Source organism: Mycobacterium sp. 852002-51613_SCH5001154, from assembly GCF_001667425.1.
Taxonomy (GTDB): Bacteria; Actinomycetota; Actinomycetes; order Mycobacteriales; family Mycobacteriaceae; genus Mycobacterium.
This window is the reverse complement of the sequence record NZ_LZII01000083.1, coordinates 244,580-265,364: the sequence shown is the minus strand read 5'-3', so window position 1 is coordinate 265,364 and position 20,785 is coordinate 244,580. Positions and strand designations below refer to the sequence as shown.

Genomic DNA, 20,785 nt, shown 5'->3' with positions numbered 1-20,785 from the left:
CAGCCCTTGCACCATTCGGCAGGGCGGTCATGAGCTGCCTGGAAAACCTGCCGCCACACTTCGGCGGGCTTGCTCTCTTTACTCATCGCGGGGGCGCCTGCCGGCCGCCGCGTCCGACGCCGTTACCAGAAATGTCAGTAGCTATGTATCGACCCTTCCCAGAGGTCCCAGAGATAGGGGGTGACATTTCTGGTAACGGCCGCGCGGTCAAAGCGCTAGGAGACACGTCCTCGCTCAGGGTGTAGTACCAACGGGTTTGGTCTTTTCCAAAGCGCTCTTCGTTGTGCTCGTCGAGCACGGCGACGCCGAGCATGTGCAGCGCCTGCAGTTGGCGGTCGACTGTGGCGCGCGGCTTGCTGAGCCGTTTGCGGACTTCGGTCGGGGTTGAATGCGGATGTGCGGAAAGGTCGTCGATGATCGCCAGTCGCAGCGGCGGCATCGAGTCCCGCGCGCAGCGGAGCGACAACCGGACAGCGGCGGCGCGATCCATGCCGACCGCGACACCACCGCGTACGACCTGTGCGAGTTGCTTCGCGAAGCGGGTCGGCATCTCGGGTGCGTGCGCTTCGATCACATCGCCGCGGTAGTCGTACTCGACGCCGGTGCGGGCGCGAGTGACAAGGTCGGCGGCGTCTAGTAGCGCATCGGTTTCGGCCTCAGTGAGGTCGGTGGGTTTGTGGTTCATCGTGTCGATGACCCAGCCGACGGCATTGGCTAGTTCGCGGCGCATCTCGGTTTCGGCGCCAGTGTTGGTGATGGCTTGCCGGCCGGCGGGGAGACGGCCCGTGTGGGAGTCCATGCGCAGCAGCACAAACCGATCGCCCATGGTGGCGATGACATCGCGGGCGGTGTCCCATGCGGTTGTGACGGCGCCGATCACGGCGATACGTCCGGACCAGTTCATGTGCTGGCCGCCGTCGGTGCCGACGTGACGGCTCCAGCGCCCGTCATAAACTTCGCGGAAAGCGGCTAGGACCGAGGCGCGCAGGTCGCGGTGCATCGACAAGATGGACGTAACGTCTTTGATGACCAGGGTTCCCCGGTCGCCGATCTCCCGCAGCAGGCCGCCGGTGGCTTGCTTGGTGCGTTCTTTGCGTGGTGTCGCCGATAGCAGCGCCGCCTCAGACCTGATGACGCTTACGACGAACGCGCCGGCGCCATCGGCGGCCTGCACTGTCTCGGTTTTGGCGTTTCCCGGCCCGGAGATGATCAGCACCCATAGCGGGTCGCCGTCGAGTTGTTCGACCGCGAGAGTGGCCAGTAGCACGTCTAGTGCGTCGGTGTCGTAGTCGTTGCCGAGCCAGCGCCGGAATACCGTGTGGGCTTCGGTTAGTGGGCTTTCGGTCTGCGTCTCTGCGGTGGTCATGGTGACGTTCGCGGGATGTAGACGCGGCTGCGCTGCGTCATCTGCCGGGCAAATTCGCCGCATTCGATGGCATTCGAGACTACCTGCGACGCTTGGGCCATCGCGTCTTGACGGGCTGACTCGCTGACCGCCCAATACTGCGAGACGACCAGGCACCCGGCGACTTTCAGCGGATCATGGTCGGCCAGCTCGCACCAATGAACCGATCCAGGCAACGGGATTGGTCGTCCCGACCGCTCGACTAGCGGCGCAACGAATCGATGGACCTCAAACCAATTGATCTCGCGGGAGGCACTGACGGCCTGTCGGTGGGCGAGCCTAGACTGTTGAACGTCATGGGCTTCAAGCCGCCCGGTTCGCGCCGGGCGGTTCTCTCTTGTTGTCATGGAATGTCTGCCTGGGCTCACCGCGTGCTGCGTGCCCGGTCGCTCACGTCCGTGCGGGTGAAAGTCCGCTCCTCAAGCCACCTTTCGACGTCCTCAAGGCGGTACCGAATTTGGCGGCCGGTCACTCTGATGAACGGCGGGCCGGTGCCTAGATACCGCTGGTTGGCGGCCTGCCCGCGCGTTAGGCCGGTCTTTCGGCAGTAGTCATCGACCGTGAGCAGGCTGGTGGTTTCCATCCCTGGTCCTTCCTACGCAATCACGTCTCTGTAATTCGAGACGTGTAACTTCAGGATGGAGTCAGTGAGCGTTCATTGTCAAGTCTCTGATTTCCGAGTAATGTGTTAACGTGACCCAACGTGAGCCAGCGGTCCCGATTGCCGCCGTCATTGGAACCAACGCGCGGAGACTGCGCGGCGCCCATAAGGCCGAGGAGCTTGCCCGAGCCATGACCGAAGCCGGAATCAAGTGGGGCACCGGGCGCGTCGCCGATCTGGAAGCTGGCCGCGTATCACCGACCCTGCCAACGCTTCTCGTGCTCGCTCAGGCGTTCAGCGACCTGCTCGGCCGACCGGTCCGGGTAAAAGCCGACCTGCTCGCCGGGCACGGTCAGGTGATCGTTACCGGCGACCTAGTCGCCGATCTGGCCGACGTGCGCGGCGCGCTCAGCGGCCCCGTCAAGCTTGCCAAGCCGTCGCCGGTGTCCGACGAGCAAGTGCGTGAGCACGTCATCGAGATGCTGCCGGGCATGCTGACCGCGCTGTCAAGCCAGCCGGCGGGACGGACCGCGCAGCTGTGGCGGATCTGGCGCGACTGCGGATTGACCGAGGAGCGCACTGCCCGCGCGCTCGGCGTCGACTTGGGTCGGCTCACCGATGCGATGGCCGACCTGTGGGGTCACACGGTCAGCGAAGAACGCGACCGCCGGGCCGGGCCGGGCGCAAGCCCGCAGAAACGCGGACAGATCACGCGGCAGCTCAGAGACGAATTGCGGAAGGTACTCGGCGATGGCGACGATCAGTAAGTACCAGGCATCAAGCGGCGCGTGGCTTTACCGCGTCCGATACCGCACACCTAACCAGCGGCAGACCGACAAGCGTGGCTTTCGGACCAAGAAGGCTGCAGAGGCGTTCGCCGCTACGGTCGAGGTCGCCAAGCTGCGAGGTGAGTACGTCGCGCCGAGCAGCGCACGGGTGACGCTGGGCGAGTTAGGACCTGAATGGCTGGCCCGCCAACGTGGTCACCTCAAACCGTCCGGTTACACCGTGATAGAGACAACCTGGCGGCTGCGCGTAAAACCCCGATGGGGCGACACCGCCATCGGGGACATCCGCCCGAGCGCCGTACAGGCGTGGCTTTCCGAATTGGGTCGGGGAAGCGACGACACCAAGCCCGTCGGTGCCGCTGTGGTGAAACGCACCCACTTCGTTCTAGCGCGCGTGCTCGCCGATGCCGTGCGCGACAACCTCATCGCCAAGAACCCCACGGCGGGCGTGAACCTGCCCCGCACCACGCGCAAGCGTGCCGTCTACCTAACCCACGATCAGGTCGCCGAGCTGGCCGCCGCGACTGGCGAATGGGAAGGGCTGGTGCTGCTGCTCGCCTACTGCGGGCTGCGCTGGGGCGAGGCGATCGGTTTGCGCGTGCACGATCTGGACATGCTGCGCAAGCGCGCCAGCATCACCGAGAACGCCGTGCAGTCGGGTACCGGGATGTACCTCGGCACGCCTAAGGCGCACAAACGGCGCACCGTGCCGTTACCCGAGTTCCTGTTGCCGTACCTGGCCCTCCAGTGCGAGGGCAAGAACCGCGACGGGCTGCTCTGGCCCGGCGCAGATGGCGCACACCTGAGACGGCCTCACCCGGAGTCGGGATGGTTCGCCAAGGCGGTCGGCGAGTCGAAGGTTCCGCGTGTCACACCGCACGATTTGAGGCACACCGCCGCAAGCCTCGCGGTGTCCGCCGGGGCGAACGTCAAGGCCGTCCAGAAGATGCTCGGGCATGCCTCAGCGGCGATGACGCTCGACGTCTACGCCGATCTATTCGACGACGACCTGGAGGCCGTCGCATCTGCGTTGGACCGCGCCCGCAGCGTGTCGCATCAAGCCAGCCGATGAGGCACCACATCACAGAGGACTTTTTGCTACGTCGACTTTACGATGTCGGACCGGTCGACTAGGTGGGCGACATAGCTTAGAACGGCGATCATCTCCAGGGCTTCGCTGGCGCTCGGGTCAGGCCATCCGGGATGGGACACGAGATTGCGGACCGCCAGGAACGCCGCGCGAACCGATGAGCCCGCACCCTCGTGGGCTGACTTCCATGTCTTCGATGTCGGGTCGGGGTCAATACCGCGCAGCCGCAAGCGGGGCGACCCCGGCGTCGGATCGCTGAGTCCGTAGAGGGTGGCGAGGTCCGCGCCCGATACTGCAAGGCCAGCGATGGCCTGCAGAAGACCCTCCAGCGCACTGGCCGCGGAACGAACGGACTCGGGAAAGTGACCGTCGTCCCACAGTCTGGCGGCCCTGCTCCAAATTGCTGGATGCAGTTCGCTCGTCGAGAGCTGAGGGCCAATAGGGCCGACGACCTCGGCCAACTCCTCCCGCTGAGTGAGGATCGCCATTGCCTCGACAATTGCGACGCGGGCTTGGGTGAACGGATGCCCTCCGTACATGCCCTCTTCGTGCTCTACGACTTTTTCGGCAATTTCGTTCTCGCCCATCGCCGCGATTACGTCGTGCGCCAGCCTCGAACGCTTTCGGACCTCGTCGATGCCGTCTTTGAGGGGTTGGGCAAGTGCATCGTTTTGCACCGCGCCATGGCCGTAGCCCCAGCGGCGTTCGTAGAGGTCGCCCCAATGGTCAATCGTGTTCAAGACGCCCTCAAGGGTCTTGTGAGCAAGCTCGTGGTTCATCTCGGAGCGGGCAGCTTCCTATTGGAGAATGTGGGCAAATTGTGGGCACGAGGTGGGCACGCCGATGCGTAGAGCGTTGCTGTGACAGCCGCTCTAGAAGTCCCAATCCTCGTCCTCGGTGTTGACGGCCTTGCCTATGACGTAGCTGGAGCCCGAGCCGGAGAAGAAGTCGTGGTTCTCGTCGGCGTTGGGCGAGAGCGCCGAGAGGATCGCCGGGTTCACGTCGGTCTCGTCCCGCGGGAACAGCGCCTCGTAGCCGAGGTTCATCAGCGCCTTGTTGGCGTTGTAGCGCAGGAACTTCTTGACGTCCTCGGTCAGCCCGACCTCGTCGTAGAGGTCCTGGGTGTACTCCACTTCGTTGTCGTAGAGCTCGAAGAGCAGCTCGTAGGTGTAGTCCTTGAGCTCGGCGCGCTTGGCCTCGTCAACGAGCGCCAGCCCGCGCTGGTACTTGTAGCCGATGTAGTAACCGTGCACCGCCTCGTCGCGGATGATCAGCCGGATCATGTCGGCGGTGTTGGTCAGCTTGGCCCGGCTCGACCAGTACATCGGCAGGTAGAAGCCGGAGTAGAACAGAAAGCTTTCCAGCAGCGTGGAGGCCACCTTGCGCTTCAGCGGCTCGTCGCCCTTGTAGTACTGCATGACGATCTCGGCCTTGCGCTGCAGGTTGGGGTTCTCCTCCGACCAGCGGAAGGCATCGTCGATCTCGGCGGTCGAGCACAGCGTGGAGAAGATGTTGCTGTAGCTGCGCGCGTGCACCGACTCCATGAACGCGATGTTGGTGTAGACGGCTTCCTCGTGCGGCGTCAGCGCGTCCGGGATCAGGCTGACCGCGCCGACCGTGCCCTGGATGGTGTCCAGCAGTGTCAGCCCGGTGAACACCCGCATCGTCAGCTGCTTCTCGCCGGGGGTGAGCGTTGCCCACGACGGGAGGTCGTTGGACACCGGCACCTTCTCGGGCAGCCAGAAGTTCCCGGTCAGCCGGTCCCAGACCTCGGCGTCCTTCTCGTCCTGCAGCCGGTTCCAGTTGATCGCCGAAACGCGGTCAATCAGCTTCATGTTTTCGGTCACCAGAACCCCACTTCACCCGCCGTTTTGCCTGAGGGACGTCAGGCTCCAAACACTACCCCTGGGGTGCGACAACGGAGCGGAACACAAGAACTTGTGTTTGCGTGTCGCGAACACACCCAGCGTTCATTTGGACTCCCCTCCCAGTATCTACCCAAGACCGCGCGCGGGATGTACCATTTGGTACATGTTTACCGAAGACAGTGTCGAGATCGATGCGTCGCCGCAGCTGGTATGGGATGTCTTCAGCGAGGTGGAGCGCTGGCCCGAGTGGACCGCGTCGGTGACCTCGCTGGCCGGACGAGACGGTCCCGCGCTCGGGGTCGGCAAGCGGTTCACCATCAAGCAGCCCGGCATGTCGAAGCTGGTCTGGAAGGTGACCGAGATCGACCCGGGCTCGTCCTGGACCTGGGTGCAACGCTCCCCCGGCGTGCGGGTGAGCGCCCGGCATGACGTGATCCCGCAACCCGGCGGCCGCACCCTGGTGCGCCAGCAACTGGATCAGCGCGGTCCGCTCGGCGCGTTGGTCGGGCGGCTGATGCTCAAGAAGACCAAGCGATTCCTGGAACTCGAGGCGCAAGGACTCAAGGCCCGGTCTGAGCAGCTCAGCCGCGCCAATGGCTCGCACACCTGACTCGCTGCGGCGCCGCGAACTACTGCATGCCTTGTTCGAGGAGTTCGCTGCGAACGGCATCGGCAATCGCTCGCTCCGCGATGTCGCGGCCGCGGTCGGCACCAGTCACCGAATGTTATTGCACCACTTCGGTTCTCGAGACGATCTGCTGATCGCGGTCGTGGAGGAGGCCGAGCGCCGCCAGATGGCCATGGTCCCCGACTTGCCCACCGATCCGGCCGAGGGCTTCGCCGCCATGTGGGCCGGCCTTCGCCGCCCGGACCTGCGCCAGCTGGAGCGGCTCTTCTTCGAGTGCTATGCCCGCGCGGCCCAGGGCGAAAAGCCTTTCACGCGAATGGTTCCCGGGGCGGTCGACGGCTGGCTGCGCGAGGTCGAGACCGCCGCCGCCGGCGTCGCCTATAACGGCGCGCTGGCAAGGCTGGGGTTGGCCGTCACCCGTGGCCTGCTGCTGGACCTGGTCGCCACGAACGACGAGGCCGGCGTCGACGCGGCCGCGGCCGCTTTCGCGCAGCTGCTACGCGGACACGGCCCAACGGTCGGCGCGTGACGGCTGGCGCCAAGCGATCGATGCCTCAGCCGGTGGTGTAGACGATCAGCACGTCGGTTCTGGCCCTGCGGGAGACTTCGGATGGGACCGATCCCAGCAGCCGCCCGGCAACGCTGCTGAGCCCGACGTTGCCGACGACGAGCAGGTCGGCCTCGATCTCCTCGGCGAGTTGCACCAGCGCATTGATGGGAGCACCGACGATCGGCTTTTCCTCGACGTTCGTGGCCCCGGCTTGGTGCGCCCGCTCCCTGGCGTTCTGCAGGATCGCGAAGAACGGGGCCTCGCCCACCGTGCGGTAGTCCTGACCGTGGTCGCTTCCCGGTGGGATGGCGTAGCGGCCCTTTTCCAGGGGAACGGGAAGATGCGCGGTCGCAACGATCAATTTCGCGCCGTGATGCGCAGCGATCGCGGCTGCGCGGTCCACCGCGCGCAGCGACGAATCCGAGCCATCGGTGCCGACCACAACGGTCTGGTAGGCAGTCATTTCCCTCCCAGTGTAAGACCAGACGGCGGCTCAACACCCGCTCAGAGAAGAATTCATGGAGAGCCCGACTCGGGCCATGCCTACCCGGCGGCTCAGCCCCGCGCGGCCGCCGCCATGCGCTTGGCGCCCGACCCGTTGCCGAAGAATTCGTACTCCTCCGGCTTGACCGAGCGGGTGTCCCGCCAGTACTCCCAGGTGTAGCCGCCCCACAGCACCGTGTTCTTGCCGTGCTCGTCGAGATACCAACTGGCGCAACCACCGCTGTTCCACACCGACGGCCCCAGCCGGCGCTGCAACTCGTCGTTGAAGGCGTCCTGCGCGGCGCGCGTCGGCGCCAGCGCCTGCACGCCGAGCTTGTCGCAGGTCTTGATCGCGCTGGCCACGTAGCGAATCTGGGACTCGATCATGAAGACCACCGAGTTGTGTCCCAGGCCGGTGTTGGGCCCCAGCAGGAAGAACAGGTTGGGCATGTCGGCGACGGTGATGCCGCGGTGGGCGGCGATGCCCTCCCGGTTCCAGCGGTCCACCAGGTCCTCACCGTTGTGACCCTTGACCTGGACGTAGGTGTAGGAGTCGGTGACGTGGAATCCGGTGCCGTAGACGATGACGTCGGCCTCGCGCTCTTTGCCGTCGGCGGTGACGATCCCGGTGGGCGTGATTCGCGCGATGTGATCGGTGATCAGTTCGGTCTTCGGGTCAGCGACCGCACGATAATAGGTGGAGGAGTTCAGGATTCGCTTGCAGCCGATGCGATAGTGCGGGGTCAGCTTGCGACGCAGTTCGCGATCCTTGACCGACCGGCGGATGTTGTATTTCACGTAGGCTTCGATGAACTTCAGCGCGTTGGGGCGCTTGGTCATCCCGACGGCCAGCGCCTCTTGACCCCAATAGATCGCCACACGCGTCAGCGCCCGCAAGCCCGGGACGTTCGCCATGGCCCGGCGCAGTGCGACGGGAATCTCGGGGTTGGAGCGCGGCACCACCCACGGCGGAGTGCGTTGGTAGAGCTGAAGTTCGGCGACCTGCCCGACGATCTCCGGCACGATCTGGATCGCGCTGGCGCCGGTCCCGATCATCGCCACCCGCTTGCCGATCAAATCGACGCTATGGTCCCATTCCGCGGAATGGAAAGCAGGACCGCGGAATTCGTCGCGGCCGTCGATGTCGGGCAGGGACGGGATGTGCAACGCCCCCGCGCCGGAGATCAGGAACTGCCCGACGAATTCGCGGCCGTCTTCGGTGAAGACATGCCAGCGCTGTTCGTCGTCGTCCCAGTGGGCCCGATCGACGTGCGAGTTGAACTCGATGTACCGGCGCAGGCCGTATTTCTCGGTGACGCCTTTGAGGTAGTCCCAGATCTCGGGCTGATAAGAGAACGGGTTCTTCCAGTCGGGCTTGGGATCGAAGGAGAACGAATACAGGTGCGACGGGATGTCGCAGGCGCAGCCCGGGTAACTGTTGTCGCGCCAGGTGCCGCCGACGTCGTTGAACTTCTCCAGGATCACGAAGTCCACGCCCTGCTGCTGCAGCTTGATCGCCATGCCCAGGCCGGAGAACCCGGTCCCGATGATGATGGCGCGCGCGTGCACGGGCTGGTGTGCGGATGTCGGTTCGGCGTGTGTCACAACGTCGGTCACGGTGGATCGGTCTTCCTGTTAGCTCCCCAAATACCCAGTACCCAGGGTATCGAATGGCACGAGTGTTGACGATCGCCGGAACGATGTCAACGTGCCAAAGGTCCTCAGCCTCAGCTCGCCGCAGGGTTGCTGGGCACCACGCTGTGAACCGGCTGGTCGGGGTCCATCGTGATGCCGAGCACCTCGGCGGTGCCGACGATGACCCCCACCATGATGGTCGTCAGGTGGGCGACGAACTGGTCGCGCGGCATGCGGCGCGCGCTCTGCGGGTCCGGACCCAGCCACCACTCGGTGGCCGATGCGGCCGAGCCGAAGGCCGCGTGCGCGGCGAGCTCGAACGCCGCATGGTCGAGCTCCATCTCGCGCAGCTCGTCGTCGAACAGGTCGGCCATCGCCAACGTGATGCCGCGACCCTCGTTGAGGATCTGGGGGCTTGCCGACGAGCGGCCCTGGATGAACACCCGCAACACGTTGGGGTGCTGGTCGACCAGGCCCACGTACTCGTCGACGGCCCGCCTGATCACCTCGCGCGCCGAGTCGATCTTCAGATCGACCGACGGGAAGATCGCCGTCCAGAGCATGTCGCGCAGCCGTTCCCCGATGGCCTGGAACAGATCGGACTTGTCGTGGAAATGCCGGTAGATCTTCGGCTTGGCGGTGCCGGCCTCCTCGGCGATCTCCCGCACGCTCAGCTCGGGCCCCAGGCGGTCGATGGCGCGAAACGCCGCATCCACGATCTCGCCGCGCACCTTCTTGCGGTGTTCGCGCCACCGCTCGCTGCGCGCGTCGACCTTGGCCCCCGGCGGCTTGACGCTGGGGTGGGGTGGTCGCGGAATTCTCACCACGTCAAGCACCATACCCCTCTGGGACCGCCCTGAGCCGCTGACCTGGGCAGACTGCGCCCCAGGAGCCGGCTGCGACGCTCAGAGCATGCAGGACACGCAGCCCTCGACCTCGGTGCCCTCCAAAGCCATCTGCCGCAAGCGGATGTAGTAGAGCGTCTTGATGCCCTTGCGCCAGGCGTAGATCTGCGCCTTGTTCACGTCGCGGGTGGTCGCGGTGTCCTTGAAGAACAGCGTCAGACTCAGGCCCTGGTCCACGTGCTGGGTGGCCGCGGCGTAGGTGTCGATGACCTTCTCGTACCCGATCTCGTAGGCGTCCTGGAAGTACTCCAGGTTGTCGTTGGTCATGTAGGGCGCCGGGTAGTAGACGCGGCCGATCTTGCCTTCCTTGCGGATCTCGACCTTGCTGGCGATCGGGTGGATCGAGCTGGTGGAGTGGTTGATGTAGGAGATCGACCCGGTCGGCGGGACGGCCTGCAGGTTCTGGTTGTAGATGCCGTACTCCTGCACCGACTCCTTCAGCCGCTTCCAGTCGTCCTGGGTGGGGATCCGGATGTCCGCGTCGGCGAAGAGCTGACGCACCTTCTCGGTCTGCGGCTCCCACACCTGCTCGGTGTACTTGTCGAAGAACTCCCCCGATTTGTACTTCGACCGCTCGAAACCGCCGAACGCCCTGCCCCGTTCGATGGCAATGCGATTCGACGCCCGCAGCGCGTGGTAGAGCACCGTATAGAAGTAGATGTTGGTGAAGTCGATGCCTTCCTCGGACCCGTAGAAGATGCGCTCCCGGGCGAGATAGCCGTGCAGGTTCATCTGTCCCAGCCCGATCGCGTGGGATTCGTTGTTGCCCTGCTCGATCGAGGGCACCGACGTGATCGACGTCTGGTCACTCACCGCGGTCAGCGCGCGGATCGCCACCTCGATGGTCTGCGCGAAGTCGGGCGAGTCCATCGCCTTGGCGATGTTCAGCGACCCGAGGTTGCACGAAATGTCCTTGCCCACTTTGGAGTACGAGAGGTCATCGTTGAACTCCGACGGCGTGGACACCTGCAGGATCTCCGAGCACAGGTTCGAGTGCGTGATCTTGCCCTCGATCGGATTGGCCCGGTTCACTGTGTCCTCGAACATGATGTAGGGGTAGCCCGACTCGAACTGCAGCTCGGCCAGCGTCTGGAAGAACTCCCTCGCCTTGATTTTCGTCTTGCGGATGCGCGCGTCGTCGACCATCTCGTAGTACTTCTCGGTCACCGAGATGTCGGCGAAGGGCACCCCGTAGACCCGCTCGACGTCGTACGGCGAGAACAGGTACATGTCCTCGTTCTTCTTGGCCAGCTCGAAGGTGATGTCGGGGATCACCACGCCCAGGCTCAGCGTCTTGATCCGGATCTTCTCGTCGGCGTTCTCCCGTTTGGTGTCCAGGAAGCGGTAGATGTCGGGGTGATGCGCGTGCAGGTACACCGCGCCGGCCCCCTGGCGTGCGCCCAGTTGGTTGGCGTAGGAGAACGAGTCCTCGAGCAGCTTCATGATGGGGATGACGCCCGAAGACTGGTTCTCGATGTTCTTGATCGGCGCGCCGTGCTCACGAATGTTGGTCAGCAGCAACGCGACTCCGCCGCCGCGCTTGGACAGCTGCAGGGCGGAGTTGATCGATCGCCCGATCGACTCCATGTTGTCCTCGATGCGTAACAGGAAGCAGCTCACGGGCTCGCCGCGCTGCTTCTTGCCCGAGTTCAAGAACGTCGGGGTGGCCGGCTGGAAGCGGCCGTCGATGATCTCGTCGACCAGCTTCTCGGCCAGTCCGGTGTCGCCGGCGGCCAGGGTGAGCGCCACCATGACCACGCGGTCCTCAAAGCGCTCCAGGTAGCGCTTACCGTCGAAGGTCTTCAGCGTGTAGGAGGTGTAGTACTTGAACGCGCCGAGGAACGTCGGGAACCGGAACTTCTTGGCGTAGGCGCGGTCCAGCAGCTCCTTGACGAAGTTGCGCGAGTACTGGTCGAGAACCTCGCGCTCGTAATAGTTTTCGCGAATCAGGTAGTCGAGCTTCTCGTCCTGATTGTGGAAGAAGACCGTGTTCTGGTTGACGTGCTGCAGGAAGTACTCGCGAGCCGCCAGCACGTCCTTGTCGAACTGAATCCTGCCGTCGGCGTCGTACAGGTTCAGCATCGCGTTCAGGGCGTGGTAGTCCGTCTCGCCCGGTAGCGTGTGCGCGCCGGAGGTTACAGGCTCTGCAGTGACGGTTGGTGGCACGTCTGTTCCTTCCAGAAATCTTCCAAACCCGTGCGGACGGCTTCCACGTCGTCCGGGGTTCCCATCAGTTCGAAGCGGTAAAGGTAGGGAACGCCGCATTTGCGTGAGATCACGTTGCCCGCATAGGCGAATTCGGCGCCGAAGTTGTTGTTGCCCGCGGCGATGACGCCGCGGATCAACGACCGGTTGTGCTCGTTGTTCAGGAAAGCGATGACTTGCTTGGGAACATAGCCACCGGCATTCAGATCCGGGGTGGCCCGGCCGCCGCCGTACGTGGGCAGTATCAGCACGTACGGCTCGTCGACCTCGATCGGGCCATGCAGCGGTATCCGCGTGGCGGGAACACCCAGCTTTTCCACGAAGCGGTGGGTGTTCTCCGACACGGAGGAGAAATAGACCAGGTTGCGCGACTGCACCGCAACCTCCTTACCTGACGTCTGCCGCTAACTGCTCAGGCGCTGAGCGCCGATTCCGCGATGGCCCTGATGCGGTCCGGCCGGAACCCCGACCAGTGGTCGTTTCCGGCCACCACGACGGGGGCCTGCAGGTAACCCAGCGCCATCACGTAGTCGCGCGCCTCGTTGTCCAGCGTGATGTCGACCTTCTCGTAGCCGATGCCCTGCTTGTCCAGGGCCTTGAACGTGGCGCTGCACTGCACGCATGCCGGCTTGGTGTACACGGTGATGGTCATAGAAGCCGCTCCTTTGCGGAAGGTGGGACTTGTACGGACTGGCAACTACTCGGGTACTGCAACGAACTCTGTCCTCGCTGTGTTACAGCGGCCCGTCAAGTCCCCCGATTCCCGTCCTGCGGCCGTCGGGGTCGAATGACCTATCGAGCCGATTTCGGGTGGTGAACCAGGCCCCGGTCGGGCTGGTGAACCTGGGATCTGCCGGTCCTCGAAACACTACACCTAGTGGCTGGCAAGATATCGAGATACAAGATGTTCGGAATAACATTTCTGAAATTCGCTGGTCGTAAGCACTCTGGACGACACGCGCCCGGCGTGTCGCAGGTCACATTCGCCGCCTGAGTCATCCATGCGAACGGGTATATCACCGGCCACCGACAACTCCCCGCCGGCGCGGCGCGGGCCCCCCAATCCGACTCGCCGCCAGCAAAGCCGCCAGCCGGGGCTGGCGGCTTCTGCTATCCGGTTACAGCAACCTCGCTGGTCGTCCGGCGGCGGGCTTGTTGACTTCCGCCAATCAGTCGACTTCGGCGACCAGTTTCCCGACGACATCGCGTACGTTCCCCGAGAGCTCGGCGTGGTCCGCGGGCGCCTTGCCTTCCAGTGTTTTGAACGGCACCGAGAGCTTGATCGACTCGACCACGCGGGCACCGGCAATCCCGAACGACTTGCGGGTTTCGTCGTGCGCCCAGACCCCGCCGTACTGGCCGAACGAGCCGCCAATGACCGCCAGCGGCTTGCCCTTCAGCGCGCCGTCACCGAACGGGCGGGACAGCCAGTCGATCGCGTTCTTGATGACGGCCGGGATGCTGCCGTTGTATTCCGGGGTGACCACCAGCGCGGCGTCGGCCTCGGCCGCCGCGGTGCGCAGGGCGGTCACCGGGGCCAGCGGCGGGGCGTCGGCAGTCATCGCCTCATCGATCTCCTCGTTGTAGAACGGCAGGTCCGCCAGCCCGTCGAACACCGTCACGGTGACGCCGTCGGGGGCGATGTCAGATGCCAGTTCGGCGATCTGACGATTGATCGACGCCGCGCGCAGGCTCCCCACTAACGCCAAGACCTTGATGTTGTCTGCCACCGTCGCGTTTCCCTTCATTAGTTGGTCCATCCTCGCACACACAACCGGACCAGAGTCCGGTTGTATTCCCGCGGCGTTAAAGTACAGGAATGAGCAGTGTCGAGCGGTTGGGTGAACTACCCGTCTACCCGCTCCAAGCGGCCCAGCCGGAGCGGGGCGACGCGGCGCGCAACCGTGCCCTCCTGCTGGATGCCGCCCGTAGGCTGATCGCCGAGCGCGGCGCGGACGCGGTCACCATGGATGACGTCGCGGCCGCCGCCGGTGTCGGCAAGGGCACATTGTTTCGCCGGTTCGGCAGCCGCGCCGGCCTGATGATGGTGCTGCTCGACGAGGACGAGCAAGCCAGCCAGCAGGCCTTCCTGTTCGGCCCGCCTCCACTGGGACCCGACGCCGCGCCGGTCGACCGGCTGGTGGCGTTCGGTCGGGAACGCATCCGTTTCGCCCATACCCATCACGAACTGCTGTCGGAAGCACACCGCGATCCGCAGGCTCGCTACAGCGCGCCCGTCCTGGTGCACCACACCCACATCCGGGTGCTGCTCCAGGCGGCGCACACCACCGGCGACCTCGACGCTCAGACCGATGCCCTGTTGGCCCTCCTCCACGTGAACTATGTCGAGCACCAGCTCAACGAACGCGGCCACACCCTGCAGACGTTGGGTGACGCATGGGAAAGCTTGGCGCGCAAGCTTTGTGGGCGCTGATGAGCTCGGCCTGGGTCCTGCACGTCGACCTCGATCAGTTTCTGGCGTCGGTGGAGTTGCGCCGCCACCCCGAACTGGCCGGGCTGCCGGTCATCGTGGGCGGCAACGGCGACCCGACCGAGCCCCGCAAGGTCGTCACCTGCGCCTCCTACGAGGCCCGGGAATTCGGCGTGCACGCCGGCATGCCGTTGCGGGCCGCTTCGCGCCGCTGCCCCGATGCGACGTTTCTGCCCTCGGATGCGGCCGCCTACGACGCGGCGTCCGAAGAGGTGATGGGGCTGTTGCGAGACTTGGGGCATCCGGTCGAAGTGTGGGGCTGGGACGAGGCCTATGTCGGGCTGAACGGCGACGCGGCGGCCGATCCGGCCGCCGTGGCCGAAGAGATTCGCACGATCATCTCGTCGGAAACCGGGCTGTCCTGCTCGGTCGGAATCAGCGACAACAAGCAGCGCGCCAAGATCGCGACCGGCTTCGCCAAACCGGCGGGCATCTTCAAGCTCACCGATGCGAACTGGATGACCCTGATGGCGGATCGCCCGGTCGACGCACTGTGGGGCGTGGGGCCGAAGACGGCGAAAAAGCTTGCCACACTGGGAATTACGACAGTCTGGCAGCTCGCGCACAGTGATGCCGAGTTACTCACTTCTGCGTTCGGCCCGCGCACCGGCCTGTGGCTGCTGCTGCTGGCCAAGGGCGGCGGTGACGCGCAAGTCAGCGCCGAGCCGTGGATTCCCCGCTCCCGCAGCCACGTCGTCACCTTCCCGCGAGACCTCACCGATCGCGCCGAAATGGATTCGGCCATAACGCAACTGGCCGAACAGGCGTTGGCTGACGTGCTCGCGTCCGGCCGGATCGTGACGCGGGTGGCGGTTACCGTGCGAACCGCGACGTTCTACACCCGCACCAAAATCCGCAAGTTGGACGCGCCCACCACCGACCGCGACACCATCGTCGCCGCGGCGCTGGGCGTGCTGGAACTATTCGAGCTCGACCGCCCGATCCGGCTGCTCGGAGTGCGCCTCGAACTGGCCATGCCGGACTAGCGGCGCCGGAGCCGGCCGCAGCGCCCGGGTGAAGATGACGTTGACCTGACGCATCGCCACGCTGTAGGGCCACCAGGCCAGCCGCTTGAAGGCGTACAGCGCCCGGATGTCCGGTGAGGTGTAGATCAGGTAGCGGTTCTTGGCCACCCCGGCCAAGATCTTCTCGGCCGCCTTCTCCGGCGAGACGGCGTGGCCGCTGAACCGGTTCACCCAGCGCGCGACCTTGGGGTCTTCGCGGTCCACGCCGGCGATCTCGACGGTTTGCACCAGTGGGGTGTTCACCGCTCCCGGCACCACGACCGACACCCCGATGCGGTGGCGGGCCAGGTCGAAGCGCAGCACCTCCGACAGGCCGCGCAGGCCGTACTTGCTGGCGCTGTAGGCGGCATGCCACGGGAGCGCGACCAGCCCGGCCGCCGACGACACGTTGACCAGGTGCCCGCCATTGCGGGCGGCCACCATCGGCGGCACGAAGGATTCGATGACGTGGATCGGACCCATCAGGTTGATCGCGATCATCTTGCTCCACTGGTCGTGCGTCAGCCGGTCGACGGTGCCCCAGGCGGAGACTCCGGCGATGTTGAGCACGACGTCCATGCTCGGACGGTCGCGGTGGACGTCGGCGGCGAACGCCGCCACCTGGTCGTAGTCGGCGATGTCGAGCGCCCGGTGCGCGGGCACCTGAGCGCCCAGCGCGCGGGCGTCGGCCACGGTGAGCTCGAGGCCCTCCCGGTCCCGGTCGGTCAGATAGAGTTCGGCGCCCTGTGCGGCCAGCCGCAACGCGGTGGCCCGCCCGATGCCGCTGGCCGCGCCGGTGACCAGACACCGCTTGCCTGCGTAATACCCCTGCTGCCCCATTGCCGTGACGATACCGGCGGTAACGCCCTACGGGCGCCCGCCCCAGAGCGCGTGTAGCCACAACCGCTCGAGTACGCGCACGCGGCGGTCGCGATCGCTGTCACGGCCGGCCAGGATGGGATCGCCGGTCAGCATCAACGCGGTGGTACCGGCCAGGGTGCGGATCAGTGTCGGCAGGTCGTCGCTGATCGGGCTGGCGGTCCCGGCCTTCATCTCGGCCTCGACGATGGCGACGATCTGACCCAGCACCACCTCGAATTGTTGATCCATCAGGTTGCGAATCTCGACGTCGGTATTGCGGGCCTCGTTGCAGGCGGTCATCACCGGGTCGTTGTGCGCATAAACGGCCGCCGCGCTGCCGACCATGCGCTCGGCGAACTGCTCCGGCGACTCGCCCGGCTGGCGAGGGGCGAAATCCTGGGTTAGCGCTTCGAGTTCCTCGGCGGCCTCGGCCATCAGCTGGGCGAGTACGGCGTACTTGGAGTCGAAATAGAAGTAGAAGCCCGACCGGGCCACCCCGGCCCGGAGGCTGATGGTGCTGACCGACAGCTCCGCGAATGGCTTCTCCTGCAGCAGTTCCCGCACCGCCTGCAGGATCGCCTGGCGCTGCTTGTCGCCGCGCCGTTGCCCGCCCGGCTCCGGACTGGCGGGATGGCTGCTCATTCCCTGACCTTGCACCACGCCGGTCAAAAAGCAAACTTGACAGCCGTCAAGTTTTTTCCGAAGGTTATAAGACAGTGACGGCTGTCACCTCGGAGGGAACGCAAAGGAGCGTCTATGACCGCCACGATCAGCACCCCGCAGTACCTGCTGGACCAGGCGCGGCGCCGGTTCACCCCGACGCTGAACACCATCCCGGGGATGGGTGCGGTCGAAAGGCGTCTGCTCAGCCACGACTGGGAAACCAAGGTGCTGGCCGAACCGCCCGCCGGTAGCGGCCTCAAGCCCGTGCTGGGTGACGCCGGCCTCCCGATCCTCGGGCACATCATCGAGATGTTCCGGGGCGGGCCGGACTACGCACTGCATCTATATCGCACCCGCGGCCCCCTGCACTTCCTCGACTCGCCGATCATGCCGGCGGTGACCGCGCTGGGCCCGGACGCCACCCAGGCCGTGTTCTCCAACAAGAACAAGGACTTCTCGCAGAGGGGCTGGCACCCGGTGATCGGGCCGTTCTTCAACCGGGGCCTGATGATGCTGGACTTTGACGAGCACATGTACCACCGGCGCATCATGCAGGAGGCCTTCATCCGCAGCCGGCTGACCGGCTACGTCGAGCACATCGATCGGGTGGCCAGCGACATCGTCGCCAACTGGCCGACCAACGACGCGCGGTTCCTGTTCCACCCGGCGATGAAGGAACTCACCCTCGATATCGCATCCCTGGTGTTCATGGGGCACGAGCCGGGCACGGACCACGACCTGGTGACCAAGGTCAATCAGGCGTTCACGATCACGACGCGCGCGGGCGGCGCGATCATCCGGCAACCCCTTCCGCCGTTCAAATGGTGGCGCGGGCTGCGGGCCCGCAAGCTCCTCGAGGACTACTTCATCGAGCGGGTGAAGGAGCGCCGCAACGCCACCGGCAATGACATGCTCACGGTGTTATGCCACACCGAGGACGACGACGGCAACAGCTTCACCGACGAAGACATCGTCAACCACATGATCTTCTTGATGATGGCCGCCCACGACACGTCGACGTCGACGACCACCACCATGGTGTACAACATGGCCGCGAACCCGGAGTGGCAGGAGCGGGCCCGTGAGGAGTCGGCTCGGCTCGGCGACGGCCCGTTGGACATCGAGGCGCTGGAGAAGCTGGAGACGCTCGAGCTGATCATGAACGAGTCGCTGCGCATGGTGACGCCGCTACCGTTCAATATGCGGCAGGCCGTGCGCGACACCGAGCTACTCGGCCATTACATCCCCGCCGGGACCAACATCACCATCTGGCCGGGCATGAATCACCGCCTGCCCGAATTGTGGACGGACCCAGACAAATTCGATCCCGACCGCTTCGCCGAGCCCCGCTCCGAGCACAAGAAGCATCGCTACGCCTTCGCGCCGTTCGGCGGCGGCGCGCACAAGTGCATCGGCATGGTGTTCGGTCAGCTGGAGGTCAAGACCGTCGTGCACCGGCTGCTGCGACGCTACCGGCTGGAGCTGGCCCGGCCGGGCTATCAGCCGCACCTGGACTACGGCGGCATGCCGATACCGATGGACGGCATGCCGATCGTCCTGCGCCCGCTGTAGGCCTCAGGCGAGCAGTCGGTTAGCGCAGGCGATCACCGCGCGCAACGCCGACTGCGTCGAATCGTCCGACCAGCCCATCGCCCACTCGTCGCGGGCGCCGTTGCTGCCGCGGACGAAAGTGGCGGCGTGGCCGTCCGAGCCCAGCTGATGAAACTTGACGATCTCCACCGCGATCCCGCGATCATGCAGCATCGCAATCAGCGCCGCGATCGGGCCGCAGGCGGCGGCGGTTGAAGTTCTGATGTGGTCGCCGACGGCGATGACGGCCTCGAAGTTGCGGGCCTGCGGTCCCGGCCGGGCGGTGTCGATGAACGCCCAGCCGCCCAGCCGGACGGGCCCGCCCGTGTGGGCGTAGGTCGCAACGAAATCTTCCCAGCACATCGCGTCGGCCTGTTCCCGCAGACCGCGGGGTAACGGCGCGCCGAACTGCTGGGCGAACCACACCGTGGCGGCGCACTGGCTGGCTTGGTTACTGGACGGGTTGAGCCGCTCGGAAAGAGTCATCGTGCCGGTCTTCTTCGGTCGAAAGGAGTGACCGACGGCAGTAGCTTCCGACCCACAGCGGGGGGTCGGTCTGGGTCAGACCCCGCTGCGGGTGCTAGCTACTACGGCCTTCTTGAAGGCGCGCTCGAGAAGACGCACGAGCGACGACATTAGCCGCATACGGCCCTGACATGCAAGTTTGCATAACGCGTCGGACCGTCGCGAAATAAGGCGAAGATTTTGGTTTACGCGTGTGCAACAGGGGGTATTGGGCGGGGGCAACGGTCGTTCAACGGCTGTGCAACAACCCCTCGGAAGAATGATGAAAGAAGGCTCATCATGAAGTCAAAAAGCACCAAGAAGACCCTTAAAGCTGCGGCAGCGGCCGCAGGTGTGGTCGCGGTGTTATTAGTTCCGACCGGATGTGCAACTGCTGCGGGCGGCGGTGGCGGCGGCGGCCTCACCGGCGGCACCGGCGGCGGCGGGCTGCTAGGCGGCCTTCTCTAGCCCATGACGTCAAGCATCCCGCTGGGGCTCGTCTCCAGCGGGATGCTTGCGTTTAGCCGTTCGGCCCGGCCGACGGATCGAACCGCAGATACGCCTGGATCGTCGTGCCACTGGCGGTCGTGTGGGTGCGCACCAGGTCCGAGATCGCATTGACCAGGTATAGCCCGCGGCTAGCGGGGCCGCACGGCCCCGGGTCCATTCGGCCCACCAGCGGATCTTCGAAGCACCCGCTGTCGCGAGCCTCGCACACCAGATAGCCGTCGTCGTGCCAGAAGGCGAGCTGGCACGCGCCGTCGGTGTACATCAGGCTGTTGCTGGCCAGCTCGGTCGCGACCAATTGCAGGTCCTCAATCCCGTCCTGGGACAACCCGATCCACCCGGCGTAATTCGTGGCGAACGAACGCGCGGGGCTGAGGTCCGACGACTTTTTGACCAAGTAGGTGACGGCGCGCGGATTGCCGGGGAGCGGCCGGTTGCAGCGCCGCAACGCGGCGTCGGGCGCGTAGTCGGCGCTGCGCTGCAGCGCGTCGCCGCTCCACAGCAACGGGTGCGTCGCTCGGACGTCCGCCAGCACGTCGTCGTCGAGCCGGCTTCCGTCGTAGAGGCACAAACCGGTCACCTGGTAGCCGTCCATTGCTCCGTTGACCAGGGCCTCGTGCTCCACGCAGGCGACCAGCTCTTCCGCGGTGCGGCCGGGCCAGGCAACTTGACTGACGATCCGCACCCGCTGGTCGGGGTGGTCGTCGACGAAAGCCCCCTCCATTGCCATCAGCCGGCTGGGGTTGCGGGCGACCTCGGTGATGTCGACCATCTGCAGATCTGCCGACGACTCGGCCGTGCCCAGCGCGTCATGGAGTAGCGCCAGTTGTTCCGACGGCACGGCGACCATGACCGCCTCATCCATCGCCAGCCCGTCGCTGACGAAGCGGCTCACGAAATCCAAGTACTCAGGCTGGGATTGGTAGATGAGTGCCGAATGGAGGAACCCGAGCTTTCCGATTTGGGTGCTTGCCGTCACTCCAGCACTCTCGCTCTCGATCACTAAC

Annotated in this window: 23 protein-coding genes; 7 read left to right on the top strand and 16 right to left on the bottom strand. The window is 65.3% G+C overall.

Features of this window, described 5'->3' with window-relative positions:
* Nucleotides 1–82: 82 nt before the first annotated feature.
* From A5750_RS23105 to A5750_RS23095, 3 genes are read right to left on the bottom strand one after another with little or no spacing between them, the layout of a single operon-like run.
* A complete protein-coding gene (locus tag A5750_RS23105; RefSeq protein WP_067265967.1) occupies nucleotides 83–1,366 on the bottom strand; it encodes a hypothetical protein in 1,284 nt (427 codons plus the stop codon).
* Nucleotides 1,363–1,752: a DUF2742 domain-containing protein gene (locus A5750_RS26680; protein ID WP_082959185.1), complete on the bottom strand. Its 390-nt coding sequence runs from the start codon at nucleotides 1,750–1,752 to the stop codon at nucleotides 1,363–1,365. Before A5750_RS26680 ends, A5750_RS23105 begins: the two co-directional genes overlap by 4 nt.
* Before the next feature lie 17 nt (nucleotides 1,753–1,769).
* On the bottom strand, nucleotides 1,770–1,988 hold the full coding sequence (locus A5750_RS23095; protein WP_067265964.1) for an AlpA family transcriptional regulator: 219 nt from the start codon (nucleotides 1,986–1,988) through the stop codon (nucleotides 1,770–1,772).
* 209 nt (nucleotides 1,989–2,197) lie between these two features.
* On the opposite strand from A5750_RS23095, the gene A5750_RS23090 reads away from it, so the two are divergent.
* Nucleotides 2,198–2,773: a hypothetical protein gene (locus A5750_RS23090; protein ID WP_197505508.1), complete on the top strand. Its 576-nt coding sequence runs from the start codon at nucleotides 2,198–2,200 to the stop codon at nucleotides 2,771–2,773.
* Complete coding sequence (locus tag A5750_RS23085; protein WP_067265958.1) at nucleotides 2,757–3,866, top strand: tyrosine-type recombinase/integrase; 1,110 nt, start codon at nucleotides 2,757–2,759, stop codon at nucleotides 3,864–3,866. Before A5750_RS23090 ends, A5750_RS23085 begins: the two co-directional genes overlap by 17 nt.
* A 26-nt stretch (nucleotides 3,867–3,892) precedes the next feature.
* On the opposite strand, the gene A5750_RS23080 is transcribed toward A5750_RS23085, so the two are convergent.
* Complete coding sequence (locus tag A5750_RS23080) at nucleotides 3,893–4,663, bottom strand: TIGR02391 family protein (protein ID WP_067265955.1); 771 nt, start codon at nucleotides 4,661–4,663, stop codon at nucleotides 3,893–3,895.
* Nucleotides 4,664–4,756: 93 nt separating this feature from the next.
* Complete coding sequence (nrdF, locus tag A5750_RS23075; protein ID WP_174813777.1) at nucleotides 4,757–5,731, bottom strand: class 1b ribonucleoside-diphosphate reductase subunit beta; 975 nt, start codon at nucleotides 5,729–5,731, stop codon at nucleotides 4,757–4,759.
* Nucleotides 5,732–5,915: 184 nt separating this feature from the next.
* Between nrdF and A5750_RS23070 the strand changes: the two genes are divergently transcribed.
* Both A5750_RS23070 and A5750_RS23065 read left to right on the top strand, forming a co-directional pair.
* Nucleotides 5,916–6,362, top strand: a complete 447-nt coding sequence (locus A5750_RS23070; RefSeq protein WP_067265952.1) for an SRPBCC family protein — start codon at nucleotides 5,916–5,918, stop codon at nucleotides 6,360–6,362.
* Nucleotides 6,346–6,909: a TetR/AcrR family transcriptional regulator gene (locus tag A5750_RS23065; RefSeq protein ID WP_067265947.1), complete on the top strand. Its 564-nt coding sequence runs from the start codon at nucleotides 6,346–6,348 to the stop codon at nucleotides 6,907–6,909. Before A5750_RS23070 ends, A5750_RS23065 begins: the two co-directional genes overlap by 17 nt.
* A 25-nt stretch (nucleotides 6,910–6,934) precedes the next feature.
* On the opposite strand, the gene A5750_RS23060 is transcribed toward A5750_RS23065, so the two are convergent.
* From A5750_RS23060 to A5750_RS23030, 7 genes are all read right to left on the bottom strand, one after another.
* Complete coding sequence (locus tag A5750_RS23060; protein WP_067265945.1) at nucleotides 6,935–7,393, bottom strand: universal stress protein; 459 nt, start codon at nucleotides 7,391–7,393, stop codon at nucleotides 6,935–6,937.
* Between the two features lie 92 nt (nucleotides 7,394–7,485).
* Nucleotides 7,486–9,030, bottom strand: coding sequence for an NAD(P)/FAD-dependent oxidoreductase (locus A5750_RS23055; RefSeq protein ID WP_067265943.1), 1,545 nt, complete (start codon nucleotides 9,028–9,030; stop codon nucleotides 7,486–7,488).
* Nucleotides 9,031–9,140: 110 nt separating this feature from the next.
* Nucleotides 9,141–9,875, bottom strand: a complete 735-nt coding sequence (locus A5750_RS23050) for a TetR/AcrR family transcriptional regulator (RefSeq protein WP_156659458.1) — start codon at nucleotides 9,873–9,875, stop codon at nucleotides 9,141–9,143.
* A gap of 78 nt (nucleotides 9,876–9,953) precedes the next feature.
* Nucleotides 9,954–12,119, bottom strand: coding sequence for a class 1b ribonucleoside-diphosphate reductase subunit alpha (gene nrdE, locus A5750_RS23045; RefSeq protein ID WP_082948029.1), 2,166 nt, complete (start codon nucleotides 12,117–12,119; stop codon nucleotides 9,954–9,956).
* A complete protein-coding gene (gene nrdI / locus A5750_RS23040; RefSeq protein WP_066952343.1) occupies nucleotides 12,089–12,535 on the bottom strand; it encodes a class Ib ribonucleoside-diphosphate reductase assembly flavoprotein NrdI in 447 nt (148 codons plus the stop codon). The genes nrdE and nrdI overlap by 31 nt, the downstream gene beginning before the upstream one ends.
* A 35-nt stretch (nucleotides 12,536–12,570) precedes the next feature.
* A complete protein-coding gene (gene nrdH, locus A5750_RS23035; protein ID WP_066952340.1) occupies nucleotides 12,571–12,810 on the bottom strand; it encodes a glutaredoxin-like protein NrdH in 240 nt (79 codons plus the stop codon).
* Nucleotides 12,811–13,327: 517 nt separating this feature from the next.
* Complete coding sequence (locus A5750_RS23030; RefSeq protein ID WP_231989288.1) at nucleotides 13,328–13,888, bottom strand: NAD(P)H-dependent oxidoreductase; 561 nt, start codon at nucleotides 13,886–13,888, stop codon at nucleotides 13,328–13,330.
* Between the two features lie 89 nt (nucleotides 13,889–13,977).
* Here A5750_RS23030 and A5750_RS23025 point away from each other — a divergent pair, with 89 nt between their 5' ends.
* Both A5750_RS23025 and A5750_RS23020 read left to right on the top strand, forming a co-directional pair.
* Entirely contained in the window at nucleotides 13,978–14,592 is a 615-nt protein-coding gene (locus tag A5750_RS23025) for a TetR/AcrR family transcriptional regulator (protein ID WP_066952336.1), read from the top strand.
* Nucleotides 14,592–15,635: a DNA polymerase IV gene (locus A5750_RS23020; protein ID WP_066952334.1), complete on the top strand. Its 1,044-nt coding sequence runs from the start codon at nucleotides 14,592–14,594 to the stop codon at nucleotides 15,633–15,635. Before A5750_RS23025 ends, A5750_RS23020 begins: the two co-directional genes overlap by 1 nt.
* Here the strand turns inward: A5750_RS23020 and A5750_RS23015 are convergent.
* Nucleotides 15,570–16,493, bottom strand: coding sequence for an SDR family oxidoreductase (locus A5750_RS23015; protein ID WP_066952332.1), 924 nt, complete (start codon nucleotides 16,491–16,493; stop codon nucleotides 15,570–15,572). The two genes, A5750_RS23020 and A5750_RS23015, sit on opposite strands and share 66 nt — an antisense overlap.
* A gap of 27 nt (nucleotides 16,494–16,520) precedes the next feature.
* Complete coding sequence (locus tag A5750_RS23010) at nucleotides 16,521–17,156, bottom strand: TetR/AcrR family transcriptional regulator (RefSeq protein ID WP_066952330.1); 636 nt, start codon at nucleotides 17,154–17,156, stop codon at nucleotides 16,521–16,523.
* 114 nt (nucleotides 17,157–17,270) lie between these two features.
* Between A5750_RS23010 and A5750_RS23005 the strand changes: the two genes are divergently transcribed.
* Nucleotides 17,271–18,749, top strand: a complete 1,479-nt coding sequence (locus tag A5750_RS23005; protein WP_067265941.1) for a cytochrome P450 — start codon at nucleotides 17,271–17,273, stop codon at nucleotides 18,747–18,749.
* A 3-nt stretch (nucleotides 18,750–18,752) separates the two neighbouring features.
* Here the strand turns inward: A5750_RS23005 and A5750_RS23000 are convergent, their stop codons facing one another.
* Both A5750_RS23000 and A5750_RS22995 read right to left on the bottom strand, forming a co-directional pair.
* Nucleotides 18,753–19,253, bottom strand: coding sequence for a homocitrate synthase (locus tag A5750_RS23000; protein ID WP_067265939.1), 501 nt, complete (start codon nucleotides 19,251–19,253; stop codon nucleotides 18,753–18,755).
* A 538-nt stretch (nucleotides 19,254–19,791) separates the two neighbouring features.
* Nucleotides 19,792–20,781, bottom strand: a complete 990-nt coding sequence (locus A5750_RS22995) for a sensor histidine kinase (protein WP_067265937.1) — start codon at nucleotides 20,779–20,781, stop codon at nucleotides 19,792–19,794.
* Nucleotides 20,782–20,785: the final 4 nt, after the last annotated feature.